This window comes from Aeoliella straminimaris, from assembly GCF_024054565.1.
GTDB lineage: Bacteria > Planctomycetota > Planctomycetia > Pirellulales > Lacipirellulaceae > Aeoliella > Aeoliella straminimaris.
The window spans coordinates 80,277-96,721 of sequence record NZ_JAMXLR010000091.1; the positions used below are offsets into that span (position 1 = coordinate 80,277).

A 16,445-nucleotide genomic window follows, 5' to 3' on the forward strand; every position below is an offset into this window, starting at 1 on the left:
TAGAGCGCTATGCTGTCGCCGACGCGGACAAGGATGTCCCGTGCTGACTAATAAGAAATTGAATTCGACGCCCCACGGCTGGTGGGCCTTAGTTGTGTTTTTGGCGACGCTGTTCGTCCAAACGCCACTCACCGCTGCGCCACCCGAGGGCTCCACGCCAACCATGCGTCTCCGCGTGGTTTGGGCCAGCGCTGCCCCGGTGCGGTGGGCGGGTCGACTCTCAGTGCTGGGCGGACGGCTTGCCGACGTGCAATTGCTGGGGCGCGAACGCGACACCCCCGGAAGCATCTGGCTCGACGGGGGCCAAGTGCTGGTCTCGCAGCCTCGTCCGCGCACTTTTGATGGGTTCGACATTACGGTGCAAGCGCCACTGGCGAGCACACTGCAAGTCGAACTGCGTGCCGAAGACGACCAGCAACCAAGCTTGGTTGAGATTCCACTCACCGAGTTGATGCGCGAATCACGACGCACCACCCTCACCAGTGGACCCAGCGAACTGGCCACCACGCTAGTGGTGCACCGAGTGACCGCCGATGCATTACGCGTCGATTTGCAGCGTGATTCGCTGGTGTGCCAGCCAGGCGAGACGCTGCGAATGCAAGTCGAGCCCGCGCTCGCAGACCTGGAAGCAGGAGGCTCGATCGACCTGTCCGCCGAACTCTTTCGCGGACGCGGCAACCAGCGAGAGTGGGAGCACACCAAGCGAGTTTCCCTGCCCACCGAGGGACATGCCGGCGTGCCGGTGGAGGTGCCGCTTCCTATGGTCGATGGCGTGTACTCCATTAAGCTCACCGCCAGCACCCCACCGGGCAACCGGGTGCGGTTCTGGGAAACGGCCACCGGCACAAAGCTGGCCGAACGGACTTTTCAGGTAGTCGTACTCGGCCAGTCTACTTCCGAACACTACGCCGACGGCGGTTGGCGTACCACCGTGGAGATCGACCCGGCCAACCCCAAGTGGTATAGCCGCTTGTCGGAATGGACACGGCTCGATCGGCTCACCAACCTGGGCAGTGGCCCCTTGGGGAGCGAAGAGGCACGCACCGCCAGCATGTCGGGACACACGCTTGTGGAGCTGTCGGCCAGTCGGCACGAACGCCCCACCTGGCAGGCCTATCCCCTGCCCGCCGCGCAGCCAGGCAAGCCGCACATCGTGGAAGTGGAACTGCCCACGGGGTTCGATCAGCAACTGGCCATTCGAATCTACGAATACAACTCGGCCGGCAAGCTGGTTCCCAATGGTCCGGGCCGTGGTGTGGTGGTCGACCAGCAACTGGCTAGCAAGGATGATTCCGCCACGGAGAACTGCCGCTACCTGTTCTGGCCTCGGACGCGGTCGCCTGTGGTGGTGATCGAAAACGTCCGCGAGGACGCCACCGGACGATATGGCCGCATTCGGCTTCGCGTCGCCGAACGAGGCACCGGGCAGCCCCCCACGATCGCGGATCGCGGCCGGATGGTGGCCGCTTCGTTTGATTGGGAAGCTTTGGTTGATCGAACGGGTGTCCGGGTGCCAAATTCCGATGGTCGGATGCCAGTCGACGATCTGCAGACGTTTTACCAACTCGCCGAGCGGACTGCTGCGTTGCTCGAACTATCGGGATACAACGGGGCCGTCGTCGGCGTGATGGACGGTGGCAGCGCCGCGTTCGATCTGGGAGATGGCCAGTCATTACCGGTGCTCGACACCAGCCGACTGCTGACCGGTGGCACCGACCTGCCGGCAATCAATCCGACGGAGTTGATGCTCCGCATTTTCTCACGCCGCGGGCTCCGGTTGGTACCGTCGTTGAGGCTCAACGCCAGCCTGCCAGCGATCGAAGCCAATATCCGCGCGAAGAAGTATCGCTCGCTGGATGAGTATCCCGTGTGGATCGATCTGGCGGGGCGGTTCCGCAGCGTCGTGTTGCCGGAGCTGCCGCAAGTGCAGCCCTATCACTATCGCCTGGCGCATCCCGACGTGGCGGCCGAAGTCCAGGCCATCGCCCAACGCCTCGCGCAGCAGTGTGCGGACCATGCCGCATTCGCCGGGCTGGCCATCGATTTTTCGGCCGACAGCTACGTCGCCTGCCCCCCTTCGATGTATGGCCTGAGCCGTGATCGACTGGCACAGGTGGCCCAAGCGGCTGGTGCGAATGACAAGCTGCTTGACGTCTGGCGAGAGAAACCTCAGAAGATGCTGGCTGATGCCAACGCCAGGCGGGTGTGGAATGCTCAACGTGCAGCCGAAGTGACCGCGGTCATCAATCAACTGGCAAAGGTGGTCGGTGCGGCCCGCCCCAACGCGCGGCTGTGGGTGGAGACCAGCCAACTGCTCGAAATGCGCGAGCTGGATGTGCGGCCCGAACTTATCGGAGAGAGGAGCCTTGACGACCTGTACCTCGAACGCGGGCTCGATGTGGCCACACTGCGAAACAGTCCCGGGGTAGAGCTTCCCAGTGTGTGGCACCAAACCACCGGGCTCGCGCTCGCCGATGCGGCTCGTTCGCTGGAACTGAACGAGCGGGTCGCGATGCCGGCGAGCAGCCAACCGGGTGGGGTGGCCGTATGGCATCTGACCTCACCCGTATCGCAACCGCTGGCGTCCGACTTCGTGACACCACACTCGTTGTACACGCCGATCGCATTCGACCACCTGGGCGCGGGAATTGGCATGCCGGTGGCAGCCGCCCTGCATCAGGATGGAGCCGGATCGCTGATAATTGGCGGGCCCCTCGGACCGGGCAGCCTGGCCGACAATCGCCGGCGGACGATGCTGAGGTTGCTCACCAGGCTGCCGGCCAGCAGCGCCGAGAACCAGAGTGCAAGCGTCGAACAACCAGTGGTGGCTCGGGTGTATCGGTCGGCCGATGCCGCGGTGGCCATGGCCACCAACGACTCGCCCTGGCCGGTGGCGGCCACCGTCACTCTGAATGTTGCCGAGCGCACGACTGGCCTCCGTTTGACCGCCGATGCCGACAACGCGCCCGCCGCATTGTTCTCGCCGGGCACTCACGCGTGGAGCTTGAAACTGGCCCCTTACGAAACGCAGGCCATCGAGTTCCAGTCCAACCAGGTGAAGGCCAGCAGCGTTCGTGTCGAACTGGATCCATCGGTCGAGAAGGCACTCGCCGCGCGGTGCAAGCAGTTGGAGAGCCGCGACCTGAAACCGGTTTCGCTGCCAACCTACGAAGCGATCGCGAATCCATCGTTCGAAGAGACTGACGCCGACGGTCTGGCCTCCGGTTGGCAAGGTGCTGAAGGCGTAAGGACTGCTTCGCCTGGCGTCGACGGCAGTAGAGCTGCAGTACTGCAGAGCGCCGGGGAGACATCCAGCATCGTCACGCTGCCCTTCCGCACGCCCAGCACAGGCCAAATCGAGCTCTCGGCTCAAGTGAAGGTCGTTGAGCTCTCGGACGATTCCAGGCTGAATTTGATTGTCGAGGACGCTGGCCGCCGTTCTTTCATCCCGCTCACGGCGGAGCTGCTCAAGCAAAACAGCCGTGCTAAGGAGTGGAATAGGTACCAGTTTGGTGTCGAAAATCTCTCGCTCAATTCACGTGGCGAGATTCGGATTCGCATCGAAATGACCGGCACCGGCGAAGTGTGGATCGACGACCTGCAGTTACACACGCTGGTGTATCCGCTGGACGTCTATGAGGAAGAGTCGAGCCAGAAAGTGCTGGCCCTGGTGCAGCACGTCAAAAGCGCTCGTCGAGCCCTCGAGGCCCGCGAGTACGCTGAATGCCTGGACGTACTCGACTCCTATTGGTCGCGGTTCATCCTCGAACACCTGCCAGAAATCGAGACCCCCGCGGCCGAATCACTTGCACCAGCCGAAGCGACTCCCACGGAATCGGAATCGACGCCTCGCATCAGCGACCGTGTCAAGAACTGGTTCCGCTTCTAGTTTACTGAAGTCAGTCGCGACTCATCTAACTCACGCCGGCAGGTTCCATGACTGGCGCCGGTTCGTCGATCGCAGGATGCACCCCCGCGTCGTCGGTGGCGTACCAGCGCTGAAGAACTTCGCGCCACGCCCCGGGTTGCTTGACCGTACAGAAGTCCTTGCGCACCTCTTCTTGCCGTGGATGCAGTTGTGAATACTTGATAGAGAACTTTCGCATGGTCGGCACACAACGATCGGGGCCGTAGGTCTCTTCGGCCAGGCGAAAGTGCTCGGCAATCACGTCGCGCTGCTCGAAAAGGCTGGGCGGGTCTGGCAATGCTTCGCCGCGTGCCAAGGCCCGCGCCTGGTCGAACACCCACGGATTACCAATCGCTCCACGGGCCACGGTCACCCCATCGACCCCCGTGCAGCGGATCATGTCCAGGCACGCTTGCGCGGTAAATAGATCGCCGCTGCCCAGCAGCACCCGTTTGCCGGCGTGTGACTTCAGCTCACGGAGGAAATCCCACCGCGAGGGACCGTTGTAACGCTGCATCACAGTGCGGCCATGCACAGTGATGGCCGCCGCGCCTCGAGCGTACGCACCATCGAAGATAGCAAAGAACTGCTCGCGGCTCTCGGGCGTGTCGTCGATGCCCCGTCGCATTTTCACGGTGACCGGTATGTCGTCCGGCACCGCCTGGCGAACTCGCTCGACGATCTCGAGCGCCACCTCAGGCTGGCTCAGATGGAAACCGCCCCGACAGCGTCCCAGCACCTTCTTCACGGGGCAGCCGAAGTTGATATCGATGACGTTGAAACCGGCTTCCACCAGTTTCAGGGCCGCGGGGCCGAACTGTTCGGGCTCGGCGCCCATCAGTTGGCCCCCCACGGGATGTTCCTCGTCGGCGATATGCAGAAAGTGGCTCGTCCGCTTCCGCTGTTTGAAGTTTACCAAGAATTGGTCGAGCATCACCTCGCAAATGGTGTACGGGGCACCCATGCGGCGGGCGATCACCCGCATCGGCGAGTCGCTATACCCGCTCAGTGCAGCCTGCACAACAGGGAAGTCCAGCTCGATGGGACCAATGCGGAGTTGGGGAAGTGTTTCGGACATGCTGCTATTTTCTCCCGCGATTGCCATAAAGGTCAACCGACAGCGGGGCCCAAGTCCGGCGAACCGAGGGCCCGTTGGATCTCGCCCTGCACTTCCGGGTCCGACTCTACCGCCAAACGATCGCGCAGAGCTTCCCGGCCGGCGGTGTCGTACTTACCCAAGGCCCACGCTGCCGCGCCACGGACCAAGGGTTCGGCATCGTTCAGGCCTCGCACCAAAGCGGGCAGCGCGGATTCCGACGGATGATTGCCCAGCACGATGGCCGCGTTGCGGAGGATGCCACGCCGCTTCGGGCGCCATAGCGGAGTGCGGCGAAACCTCGCCCGAAATGCTTCATCGTCCAATTCGAACAGTTCCGCCAGCTCTACCGGGTTCGTGTCGTCGCGGGGGGCGAACCGCGGCTCGCTGGCTTGGGGCGAGCGATTGTTCCACGGACAGACTTCCTGGCACAGGTCGCAGCCAAACAGCCACTCGCCCATGCCATCGCGGAGTTCCAACGGGATCGCATCGCGGTGCTCGATGGTCAGGTAGCTGATGCACCGCGACGCGTCGAGCACATGCGGCTGGGGAAACGCATCGGTGGGGCACACGTCCAGGCAGGCCGTGCAGGTGCCGCAGTAGTCCTTGATTGGCGTCTCGTCATAATTGAGTTGCAGGTCCGTCAGCAAGGCCGCGAGGAAGAACCAACTGCCCTGCGAGCGATTGAGCAACAGCGTGTGCTTGCCAATCCAGCCGAGGCCAGCCAGTTGGGCAAATTCTCGCTCGAGCAGCGGAGCGGTATCGATCACGCCGCGGACGCGGGTTTCGGGGAACTGCCGGGTCACGTCGCGCGCCAGCTGTTTGAGCCAGCCGTGAATCACGTCGTGGTAGTCCTCAACACCCCACGCGTAGCGCGAGACTCGGCCACTGCCTGCGGGTATCGTGGCCGGTGCCGACGTGCGGTAATCGATCGTGAGCATCACCAGGCTGCGGACGCCATCGAGCACGCTCTGCGGATGGTCGTAGGCGTCGCGGCGATTGGCCAACCACTGCATGGTGCCGCCGTAGCCCGCTTCGAGCCACTGGTCGAGGTGCGTGGTGCCGGTGGCCGTCACAGCGGGCGCAATACCCACCGAGGAGAAGCCAATCTCTGCGGCTCGCTGCTTGATCCAATCGGTACAATCGGCACTATCCATCTCCGCAATTCTACCCGCTGGCAGCCTAGTGCCCAAAACCGGGTGGAATTTGGACCTATGGGCGAATTTGGTTGCCATCGGTCGGCGGCCTGATTAGCGTGGAATTAGGTCTCGCAAACGACTCAATGCTTATCCCGCGCTTAACAGAGAGATTTCCCACCATGCACGCCCGCCTTACACTCACTGCTCTTACGTTTGCCCTTGCGATTGGGCTTGGTACCACTTCCTTCGCCGATGGCTACGCTTCTGCTGGCGGTGGCTCGGGCCATCGTGGCCACGGCTTCGGAGGACGCGGATTCGGTGGCCCTGCCTACGTGGGCGGCTACGGCATTGGCTACGGCTGGGGCGGCGTCGGCGCCCTGTACAACGGGCTCGACTTCTACAGCGACTACCGTGTGCCTTACTTTGCAGCCCATCCCCCCGTGTATTACAGCCGGCCCGTACCGCGAACCTACGGCCACTCGCCATTCGCCTATCCGCCTAATTTCCGCACTCCCGAAATTTGCTGTGCTGCAGAGCCCGTAACCATCGAAAACCCGTACGTGCCGACCAGCAACCCGCCGGCCCAGCAGACCAAAGAGTCCGACGAGACGGTCTCGGCACCTGCTGCTCCGAAGCCGCTGGTCGTGGTGAATCCATACGTGGTCGATTCATCGCTGGCCGAAGCTGGTCGCTAGCACTCAATAGCCAGCAAATCGCTCTGGACAGCATGCGACGTTTTCGCGATGCTCCGCTCACCTCGTGAGAAGTTCTGCGGAGATGGAACATCCGCTCGGCGCTCCGCGAGGTCCGGCTCAAAAGGAATTGAGCCTGAAGTTCATACTCTTCACTCGCGAAATCTGATCGAAGCATATGGCAGAAAGGATGCTGCCGATGGCTAGCAGCAAAGTGTTCAGCGTCACCGCATGGCGCGTGATGGTGATTGCACTGATGGGCACGATGGCCACCGCAGGCTGTCGTAGTTCGCAGCAAACCTCTATTTCCAACCCCTTCTTGTCGGCCGATCGCGTACCGGCTCCGGCGTCCAGAATTCCTGCGCAGGGCACTGCGACCCCCTACTATCCAGGACAAATGGCCCCGGCCATGCCTGGCGCCACGCAGCCGCTGCAGCCACTGGGGGCCCTGCCCCCGTCGGACGACATCACGCCCATTCGGGGCGATGGGTCGCTTGTCGAGGGGGCTCCGCTCGCTTCTGGGGCTCTGGCCAGCAACGAGTCGGCGGTACAGATTCCCAGCGACGAAGGCTCCATGCGGTTCACCCCGCCGCCGGTGCAGCCCGCTGCGCCCGCCGTGGCGGCTTCGCAGCCCGTTGCCGCCAATGCCCCGTCGATGGCTGTGGCAGCCAACCCTGGCCTGGTGACGCCCACGCCCACGGTGTTTCGCGATAATCAGCCCCCTTCCACGGCGCCGGTGATTAACAACTGGCCCCCCGCTCCCAGCTCCTCTCCCCAGGTGACGCTGAACCCGGTGTCCACCGGCGGCAATGCCTCGGGCTTGTTCCGCGATCCGGCAGTTCCCGCACAAGCGCCTGCCTTGATCAACGAGTCCGCACCTCAGCCATCGGTGGCTCAGCCGCTGACCGCACCGCGAGCACGTATACCTGGTGCCGAAGAGATGATTCGCGAGGAAGTGGTGCCTGGCACCATCAACACGACCAGCTACCAGGTTGGCATGGCTGGCGGCGTCCAGGGCGATCCCATCGTCATTCCACCACCTGGCTACGTCCCCTCGTCGTTCGAGCCTGCGACTCCCACCGCTCCAGCCAGCGATGCGTTTGTCCCTCGAGGCACCAGCCGAGGGCAGTCGGAGGGTGGATTCTCCCAGCCGGGCATCCCCACCATTCGTGTCACACCGGGCTAGCAGCTGCTCGCGTGGATTGCACTGAGTGACCGAAAAGGCAAGCACCCTCACACAGCGCCACCGACTGTGTGGGAGCCAAGGGAATCGGTTCAAACATCCCCCATGCTCGACTTCTGCATCCTGCCTCGGCAGTGCATCGAGGTCCAGTTGCAGCGAATGCTACTGTTATTCCACCCAGTCGATGGCCACCGATGTTGCCCTGAGCCGCCGGCCGACTGTGGTGTACACTATACCGTTCTCGCAACTACAGTTTGACCCACTCTCTGCATTGGCCGTGGCGACCATCCCTCAAGGTATCACTCGCAACTTCCAAGTGGTGGCTGGCAGCCCCACGGGGCGACTGCTGGCCCGATGGGCGGGGTACGTGCCGGCCATTGCCGCTCGCGAGCCCGAACTCACCGGCCTGAGTGACTTCGACCTGCGGAAGGAAAGTCTCTCGCTACGGTATCGGGCACGCAGTGGCGAGTCGCTGGACCGACTGCTGGTCGAGGCCTTCGCCTTGGTTCGCGAAGCCGGGCGACGGAAGCTGGGCATGCGCCATTTCGACGTGCAACTGTTGGGCGGAGCGGCGGTGCACCATCGCTCGATCGCTGAGATGCAGACGGGCGAAGGCAAAACCCTGACCGCGACGCTGCCGATGTATCTGGCGGCGCTCGAGGGCAAGGGAGCTCACCTGGCCACTGTGAACGACTACCTGGCCAAACGCGACGCCGACTGGATGCGGCCGCTGTACGAAGCGCTTGGCATGTCCGTAGGGGTGATTCAAGGCCAGCAGCCACAGAACGATCGCCGAAAAGCCTACGCCTGCGACGTGACCTACGGCACGGCCAACGAGATGGGCTTCGACTTCCTGCGCGACCGGTTGCTGAAGCGACGCATCGACGAAGGAAATCGTGACCTGTTCGGCGAAATGTTGGGCGGTGAGTCCGTGTCGAGCGAAAAACCCGTGCAACGCGACCTGCAATACATGCTGGTCGACGAGGCGGATAGCATTCTCATCGACGAGGCCCGGACACCGCTGATCATCAGTGCTTTGCCTGGCGAAGATGAGAAAATCGCCTCGGAGGCGTACAGTTGGGCGGCCGAAATGGCGCCCCGATTCGAAGAAGACGTGCACTACGAATATGACCACAAAGAACGGCGGGTCGACCTGGAACTGGATGGCCGCCGGTTGGTCCGCGAGTTGCCCAAACCTGCAGCCACCGACAAATTGCCGCTGTCGACCATCTACGAGTACATCGAGCGGGCGATCAAAGTAAAACGTGAGATGATTCTCGACCGCCACTACGTGGTTCGCGATGGCGAAATCGTGATCGTCGACGAGTTCACCGGCCGTATGGCCGAAGGTCGTAAGTGGCGGGCCGGTATCCACCAGGCCGTGGAAGCCCAGGAAGGGGTCGAAGTGACCTTCGAGACGAACCAGGCGGCACGCATTACCATTCAAGATCTGTTCCTCCGCTACGAACGCCTGACGGGCATGACGGGTACGGCCAGTACTAGCGCGCGCGAGCTGCGGAAGATCTACAAGGTGCACGTGGTGCCCATCCCGACGAACCGCCCGCCTATCCGCAAACAACTCGATACCGAGGTGTACGGCACAGCCGAGCAGAAGTGGGTTGCCATTGTCGAAGACGTGGCGGCCGAGCACGAAAAGGGGCGACCCGTGCTGGTAGGTACCCGGTCGATCGACAAGAGCGAAATCGTTTCTCGCCTGCTGGAAGCTCGCGGACTGGAGCATACCGTGCTCAATGCCCGCCACGTCGCCATGGAGGCCGAGATCGTCGCCCATGCCGGTGAAATTGGCAAAATCACCGTGGCCACCAACATGGCAGGCCGCGGTACCGACATCAAACTAGGACCTGGCGTCGAAGAGCGCGGCGGGCTGCATGTCGTATGCACCGAACTGCACGAGTCGCAACGCATCGACCGCCAGTTGATTGGCCGTTGCGGCCGCCAGGGCGACCCTGGTACCTATCGCCAGTTCCTATCGCTGGACGACGAAATCCTGTTGATGGGGTTGGGCCCCAAGAAGTACAAGGCACTGGTCGCCACCGGCGAGAAGTCGTCTGGCAAGCTCAACGGTTACGAATCCACTTTCTACCGCGCACAGCACAAAGTCGAGCGCAAGCACTTCCGCGATCGCAAGGTAATGCTGTACTTCGAAAAAGAACGCCAAAAGATGCAGCGGCAGATGAGCCAGGACCCGTATCTCGATACCGCTGGTTAACCGAAGCAGTCAGACGGCGCCGTGCTCAGATATGCACCGCCACCCGCGGATCGGCCAAAGGGACGTCGGCCGTCACGGTCACCAGCACACATTTGAACGCGGGGGTCTTGCTCTTGGGATCGAGTTGCCGGCTCACCAGGGCATTGGCTTCCGGATAGTACATCGCCCCGTTGCCGGCGCGAATTTCAGTAAAAGCCGTGGCTCGAACCCCGTTCATCGTTCCTGCCGGCCCGGCGACTTTCACCAGCTGGCCGTCCGTCAAGCCGCGTGCCGCCAGGTCGTCGGGGTGTAGCAGGATCACGTCGCGGCGTTCGATGCCGCGGTAGAGGTCGTAGTCTTCGTAGACCACCGTGTTGAATTGCCCCTCGCTGCGAATGGTCATCACACGCAGCTGCTCGGACGCCTCGCCTTGCAGTTCGGGCAGTGAGTGCACGTGCAGATTCGCCCGGCCCGACGTTGTCGCGAACTTTGGTTGGTGGAATGTGCGACCGCCGATTTGAAACTCCTCTTTGGTCTGCTGAATGTTCTCAATCGCCTCGAAGCCCGGAATAATCTTGGCGATGGCCTGGCGGATGCGGCCGGTGTCCTGCATGCTTTGCCAGTCGATGGCCGAAGTCGCCTGAGCGTTGCGTCGCTCGAGCGTCTTGCGTGCGATCGTTGCAATCACTTCCACTTCGCTCACTGGGCCTTCGAGTCGCCGGGGGCCACCGTCGCTCAGGCGGACGTAGTTGAACATCGACTCCTGCGTGGTGGGCTGCGGCTCTTCGTCGCGGGCCAAAACAGGCAAGACGATTGTTTCGCGGGCGGTGCCAAAGGCGTGTCCCGTGTTGAGTGTGGTGCTGAGGTACACCACCAGGTCGAGGTTGTTGAGCGCCTGCTCGGCGAACGCCGCGTCGGGATTCGAGCCATACAAGTTACCGCCCAGGCAGAGACCAAGCTTCAGTTCGCCGGAAGCCGCGCCCTCCATGCAGTCCATCGTGTCGCGCCCTCGAGTGGTGGGCAGCTCGACGCCGAAGTGCTGCTGGAGTCGCTCGAAGATGGCGTCTTTCAGCTTGGGGGTCACTCCCATCGAGCCAATGCCCTGCACGTTCGAATGGCCGCGGATGGGAAGCAAGCCGGCGCCGGGCCGTCCGACCATCGCCCGCATCAGGGCCAGGTTGGCGATGGCCTGTACATTCTCCACTCCATGGGCGTGATGCGTGATGCCCATCGTCCAACTGAATACCACATTCTTAGCCTCCGCGTACGTGTTGGCCATCTGGAAGATGTCACTCTCGGCCACACCGCTCTTGGCGACGATTTCGTCCCAGCTGAGCGACTCGAGTTGCTGTCGCAACTCGGGCCATTGCTCGCAGTGTTCGTCCAGGAATGCTTGGTCGTGCGCGTCCAGCTCCAGCACTCGTTTGGCGATGCCATACAACATGGCCAGGTCGCCGCCGATGTGGGGCTGAACGTACTGGCTGGCAATCTCCGTGCCGAACAGCAGGCTCATCAGGTTGCTCGGCACACTGAAATTCACCATGCCGGTCTCGACGATCGGATTGACAACGATCACTTTGCCACCGCGACGACGCAAATGCATCAGCTTTTCGATAAGCCGCGGATGATTTGATGCCGGGTTGCCTCCAATGACGAACACCAGGTCTGCCTTGTCGAGGTCCTCCAGCACGATGGTCGCCGTACCACTGCCGGTGACGCTCGACAGCCCTACTCCGCTCGCCTGGTGGCAGTAGTAGCTGCAGTTGTTCACGTTGTTGGTGCCGTAGACCCGCGCGAACAACTGCAGCAAAAAGCCCGCTTCGTTGCTGCTGCGGCCACTGAAGTACCAGAACGTCTCATCCGCCGCCAGCGAGGCCAACTTGTCGGCGATGTGGTTATACGCCTGATCCCAGGTAATAGTGTGGTATCGACCGGTCTCTGCGCTGTACAGCAATGGATCGACCAGGCGGCCGCATGATTCCAGTTCACGAGGCGTGAACCCTTTGAGGTGACTGACCGAATACCGCTCGAAGAATTCCGGTTGGATGGCCCCCTGCATGTCGGCCACCATGGCTTGCATCGATTTCTTGCAGACTTCCGGGAAGCTACCGATTTCGTTTACCATGCCACCCCGCTGCCCGCCCATGCCCAACGCACAGGTCTTGCAGGCGTTGCGGGACCGCATTGCCTTCCAGAACTTCCACAGGCCGCCCGCTTCACGAGCTTTGCGCAAAGAGTAGACGATTGCCGGCCAGCCACCACCCGTTTTGACCTTTTTCATATGCTCCCAAGTCCGCCAGAGAGTTATGGTTTGTATTTCGCCCAATGTATGCGTTAAATTGGGCGGTTTCACTCGCCACTCCTAACATACTACGTTTGGGGATCCCATGTTAACCGAGTTTGGCCGTGTAATTGTGCGCCAAAGGGGCAATTGTATGCGATTAATTTTGGTGGTTGGTCTGACGATGGCTCTCCAAGCAGGCGTGCAAGCCGCGTCGCTCGACGAGGCCATTTCCGTGGTGCGGACCGCTTCGCCCACCCAGGCAACAAGCAACCAGGTTCGCGAGGCCTGGAAGGCGCTCGTAGCCGCATCGCCCGACGATATTCCCACCATGCTGCGGGGTATGAACGACAGCAATCCCGCGGTGGAAAACTGGATTCGCACCGCCATCGATCAGGTGGCGGAGCAAACCCTCGACTCCGGCGGCGAGCTACCGCGAGCTGAACTCATTGATCTGCTAGCCGACACCTCAGCCGCTCCCCGGGCCCGCCGCACCTCTTATGAGTTGCTGGAGCAGATCGATGCCGACAAGGCGCACGAGATGCTGGCCAGCATGGTCGACGACCCCAGCCTCGAAATGCGCTACGACGCGATTGCGGCCGGCATCGCAGCTGCCGAATCGGCCGAAGGCGACGAAGCGGTGGCCCAGTACCGCAAGCTGTTCGAGGCGGCACGCAATCTGGAGCAGATTCAGACCTGCAAAAGAGCGTTGAAAGAAGCCGGCGTGGAGGTCGACCTGGCCAAACATATGGGCTTCGTGACCGCATGGCGGATGATTGGCGTGTTCGACAATCGCGGCCAAGCCGGCTTCGATGTCGCCTACCCGCCGGAGGAGCAGGTGGATTTTGCGGCTACTTACGATGGCAAAGAAGGCGAAGCCACCTGGAAGACCGACTTGGTAACCACCGACAAGGAATTGGGCCAGGTGGATGTGAACGAAGCCATCGGTCCTGAAAAAGGCGCCGTGACTTATGCTTATGCCGAAATCGACGTGGACGAATCGCAGACCGCCCAGGTCCGCTATTCCTCGCCCAACGCCACAAAGCTGTGGGTGAATGGCAACCAAGTGGCGGACAATGAGGTGTACCATGCCGGTGGCGAAGTCGATCAGTACGTTGCCGATGTCACGCTGAAGAAGGGAAGGAACACGTTGCTACTGAAGGTGTGCCAAAATGAGCAGAAGGAAGCCTGGGCACAAGACTGGAATTTCCAGCTACGCATTTGTGAGCCACTGGGAGGTGGCCTCCAGTTCGAGAACGTGACAAACAACGAGTGAGCTCTGGATTTCATCCGATCAACCAATCAACTTGGCAATAGCAGAATCCATATGAAAAACAAATATGCACTGGTGGCAATAGGCTTGCTGTTGGTTGCCGCGATCTCCCCGACGCTCGCTAGCGATTGGCGGGCGTTCCGCGGACCGGATGGCAGCAGCTACGCAGCAACCGACGCAAAGCTGCCCGACACATTCGACATCGAGTCGGGCGAGAACGTGGCCTGGCAAACGAAGCTTCCCGGGCGTGGAGTCAGCGGGCCCGTGGTAACGGGAGGACGGGTGCTGATCACGTCCTCGAGCGGCGTAAATCGCGATCGCCTGCATGTCGTAGCGATCGACGACGAGTCGGGCGAGCAGCTTTGGCACCGACAGTTCTGGGCCACCGGCCGCACGCTGTGCCATCCCAGTTCTGCGAACGCGGCCCCCACGCCGGCCACCGATGGCGAGCGGGTGTTTGCGTTCTATTCGTCCAACGATCTTGCCTGCTTCGATTTGGATGGCAACATGCAGTGGTTCCGTGGCCTGGTGCTCGATCATCCCGGCCTGGGCAACGATGTCGGCATGGCTTCCTCGCCTGTCGTGGCTGGCGACGTGGTCGTTGTGCAGTGCGATTGTCAGGCAAACTCCTTCGCCGCGGCGTTCGACTGCAAAACGGGCGAAGAACGGTGGTCCATCGAACGGCCCGCGTCGGCCAATTGGGCCTCGCCGGTGGCCATGGACGTAATGGTCGAAGGCAAGCCGGTGCCGGCAGTGTTGTTTCAGTCGCGCGAAGGGTTGGTGGCCCACGCCGCCGATAATGGGCGGTTGCTGTGGAAGTATGGAATGGGGTGTAGCTCCATACCTTCGGCCGCAGGCGGAGACGGTGTCGTTTACGTGCCCACGGGCGGGGGGCTATCGGCCATCGCCACTTCAGCCGATCATACGGGGGAGCGCCAGTTGTGGAAGGACTCGAGCCTGAAATGCGGAAACGCCAGCCCCATCGTCAGTTCCGCGGGGCTGCTGGTGTTGAGCAGTGCCGGAGTGCTGAATTGCGTTTCGCCCGAGGATCAGGAAGCCGTTTGGAGGAAGCGACGACTGGGGGGGCGGTTCTGGGCGACGCCAGTTGCTGCGGGTGATCGGTTGTACGCTCTAAGCGACGCCGGCGAAGTGATCATCGTCGACCTGGCCGAAGGCAAGGTGCTCAACAAATGCTCGTTGGGCAAGGATCAGGCGACCTTTGGTTCACCAGCTATGGCCGATGGCGCTCTATACTTGCGGAGCCACGATTACGTCTGGAAAATTGCCGCTGAATAGCTGCCGAGAATCAAGCATCATTAATGACCGACTCCATCACCATTACGCCGTCCTCTGCACCGCTACAAGCCACCGTTACTCCGCCCGGGTCCAAGAGTATTACCAACCGAGCTCTCGTCTGCGCCGCGCTGGCGCGGGGCACGTCGGAATTGACCGGCGCGCTAGTGAGTGACGACACGCGGGTGATGATCGATTCGCTGAACCGACTCGGCATTGCAGTGCAGGAGTCGAACCAGGGGACCACGCTCACGTTAGAAGGAGCGGGCGGTAACGTCCCTGCTGAAGCGGCCGAACTGTTCATTGGCAACAGCGGCACCACCATTCGCTTTCTTACTGCGCTGGTATCGCTGGGCCGTGGCACCTATCGGCTGGATGGTGTGCCGAGGATGCGGGAGCGGCCAATTGGCGACTTGGTTGACGCCCTGGTGCAGTTGGGGGTCGACGCGACCTGCGAATCGCCTGGTGGCTGCCCGCCGGTTGTTGTACGAGGCACTGGCCTGCCAGGCGGTAAAGCCACCGTGCGTGGCAACATTTCCAGTCAGTATCTCAGCGGACTGCTGATGTCGATGCCGGCGGCAGCGGGCGCGGTGGAGATCATCATCGACGGGCAGCTTGTTTCACAGCCCTACGTGAAGATGACGCTCGAAGTGATGAAAGCGTTCGGAGTTTCCATCCACGCGGCAGAAGATCTCGGCCTGTTTCGCGCCCCAGGCGGCACGGCGTACGAGGCCCGTCAGTATGCCATCGAGCCAGACGCCTCGGCAGCCAGTTACTTCTGGGCCGCCGCAGCCATTGTCGGTGGGTCGGCCACGGTCAGCGGACTCTCCACCAGCAGCCTGCAGGGCGACGTTGCCGTGGTGGATTTGTTGGAACAGATGGGGTGCAAAGTCGATCGCCAAGCGGACAGTATCTGCGTCACCGGCGGAAAACTGCGCGGCATCACTGCCGACATGAACGCGGTGAGCGACATGGTGCAGACCATCGCGGCAGTGGCCCTCTTCGCAGAGGGACCAACTGAAATCACGGGCGTGGCTCACAATCGCCATAAGGAAACCGATCGCATTAGCGCCCTGGCAACTGAATTGCGCAAGCTGGGGGCCAACGTCGAAGAGCTGGAAGACGGACTGAGGATCACGCCGCAACAGCTAAGATCAGCCGTGATAGAGACCTACGACGATCACCGCATGGCGATGAGCCTCGCATTGGTAGGGCTGCGGGTGCCCGGTGTGGAGATACTCGATCCCCACTGCACGGCAAAGACCTATCCGAACTACTTCCAGGATCTATGCCGGGCAGCAGGCACCGCCTGAGTAAGCTGAGAATCAGCGTTTCTTAGTTATCAGAACCGATCTGGCTGGTAGAAGCCGCA

General features: G+C 61.9%; 10 protein-coding genes. 7 read left to right on the forward strand and 3 right to left on the reverse strand.

What is annotated here, in order from left to right; translation table 11 throughout:
- The first annotated feature begins 40 nt into the window (after positions 1-40).
- The gene (locus NG895_RS25630) at positions 41-3,889 is read left to right on the forward strand and encodes a hypothetical protein (RefSeq protein WP_252855409.1); all 3,849 of its coding nucleotides are present in this window, start codon (positions 41-43) and stop codon (positions 3,887-3,889) included.
- A 25-nt stretch (positions 3,890-3,914) separates the two neighbouring features.
- On the opposite strand, the gene NG895_RS25635 is transcribed toward NG895_RS25630, so the two are convergent.
- Positions 3,915-4,985: a tRNA dihydrouridine synthase gene (locus NG895_RS25635; RefSeq protein ID WP_252855410.1), complete on the reverse strand. Its 1,071-nt coding sequence runs from the start codon at positions 4,983-4,985 to the stop codon at positions 3,915-3,917.
- A 32-nt stretch (positions 4,986-5,017) separates the two neighbouring features.
- Positions 5,018-6,160, reverse strand: a complete 1,143-nt coding sequence (gene queG, locus NG895_RS25640) for a tRNA epoxyqueuosine(34) reductase QueG (protein ID WP_252855411.1) — start codon at positions 6,158-6,160, stop codon at positions 5,018-5,020.
- Positions 6,161-6,321: 161 nt separating this feature from the next.
- Here queG and NG895_RS25645 point away from each other — a divergent pair, with 161 nt between their 5' ends.
- From NG895_RS25645 to NG895_RS25655, 3 genes are all read left to right on the forward strand, one after another.
- Positions 6,322-6,837, forward strand: coding sequence for a hypothetical protein (locus NG895_RS25645; protein ID WP_252855412.1), 516 nt, complete (start codon positions 6,322-6,324; stop codon positions 6,835-6,837).
- 196 nt (positions 6,838-7,033) lie between these two features.
- Positions 7,034-8,020, forward strand: coding sequence for a hypothetical protein (locus NG895_RS25650; protein WP_252855413.1), 987 nt, complete (start codon positions 7,034-7,036; stop codon positions 8,018-8,020).
- Between the two features lie 181 nt (positions 8,021-8,201).
- A complete protein-coding gene (locus tag NG895_RS25655) occupies positions 8,202-10,247 on the forward strand; it encodes a preprotein translocase subunit SecA (protein ID WP_252855414.1) in 2,046 nt (681 codons plus the stop codon).
- A gap of 25 nt (positions 10,248-10,272) precedes the next feature.
- Here NG895_RS25655 and NG895_RS25660 read toward each other — a convergent pair whose 3' ends face one another.
- Positions 10,273-12,507, reverse strand: a complete 2,235-nt coding sequence (locus tag NG895_RS25660; RefSeq protein ID WP_252855415.1) for an FdhF/YdeP family oxidoreductase — start codon at positions 12,505-12,507, stop codon at positions 10,273-10,275.
- Between the two features lie 154 nt (positions 12,508-12,661).
- Between NG895_RS25660 and NG895_RS25665 the strand changes: the two genes are divergently transcribed.
- From NG895_RS25665 to aroA, 3 genes are read left to right on the forward strand one after another with little or no spacing between them, the layout of a single operon-like run.
- On the forward strand, positions 12,662-13,783 hold the full coding sequence (locus NG895_RS25665) for a hypothetical protein (RefSeq protein ID WP_252855416.1): 1,122 nt from the start codon (positions 12,662-12,664) through the stop codon (positions 13,781-13,783).
- 51 nt (positions 13,784-13,834) lie between these two features.
- Positions 13,835-15,076 (forward strand): outer membrane protein assembly factor BamB family protein, encoded by a 1,242-nt coding sequence (locus NG895_RS25670; protein WP_252855417.1) that lies wholly within the window; start codon positions 13,835-13,837, stop codon positions 15,074-15,076.
- Positions 15,077-15,099: 23 nt separating this feature from the next.
- Positions 15,100-16,386: a 3-phosphoshikimate 1-carboxyvinyltransferase gene (gene aroA, locus NG895_RS25675; RefSeq protein ID WP_252855418.1), complete on the forward strand. Its 1,287-nt coding sequence runs from the start codon at positions 15,100-15,102 to the stop codon at positions 16,384-16,386.
- Positions 16,387-16,445: the final 59 nt, after the last annotated feature.

What these genes read in the sequence shown, in the direction of transcription:
- NG895_RS25635 (WP_252855410.1), bottom strand. Translation starts at nt 4,985, where the DNA reads ATGTCCGAAACACTTCCCCAACTCCGCATTGGTCCCATCGAGCTGGAC.
- queG (WP_252855411.1), bottom strand. Translation starts at nt 6,160, where the DNA reads ATGGATAGTGCCGATTGTACCGATTGGATCAAGCAGCGAGCCGCAGAG.
- NG895_RS25645 (WP_252855412.1), top strand. Translation starts at nt 6,322, where the DNA reads ATGCACGCCCGCCTTACACTCACTGCTCTTACGTTTGCCCTTGCGATT.
- NG895_RS25650 (WP_252855413.1), top strand. Translation starts at nt 7,034, where the DNA reads ATGGCTAGCAGCAAAGTGTTCAGCGTCACCGCATGGCGCGTGATGGTG.
- NG895_RS25655 (WP_252855414.1), top strand. Translation starts at nt 8,202, where the DNA reads ATGGCCACCGATGTTGCCCTGAGCCGCCGGCCGACTGTGGTGTACACT.
- NG895_RS25660 (WP_252855415.1), bottom strand. Translation starts at nt 12,507, where the DNA reads ATGAAAAAGGTCAAAACGGGTGGTGGCTGGCCGGCAATCGTCTACTCT.
- NG895_RS25665 (WP_252855416.1), top strand. Translation starts at nt 12,662, where the DNA reads ATGCGATTAATTTTGGTGGTTGGTCTGACGATGGCTCTCCAAGCAGGC.
- NG895_RS25670 (WP_252855417.1), top strand. Translation starts at nt 13,835, where the DNA reads ATGAAAAACAAATATGCACTGGTGGCAATAGGCTTGCTGTTGGTTGCC.
- aroA (WP_252855418.1), top strand. Translation starts at nt 15,100, where the DNA reads ATGACCGACTCCATCACCATTACGCCGTCCTCTGCACCGCTACAAGCC.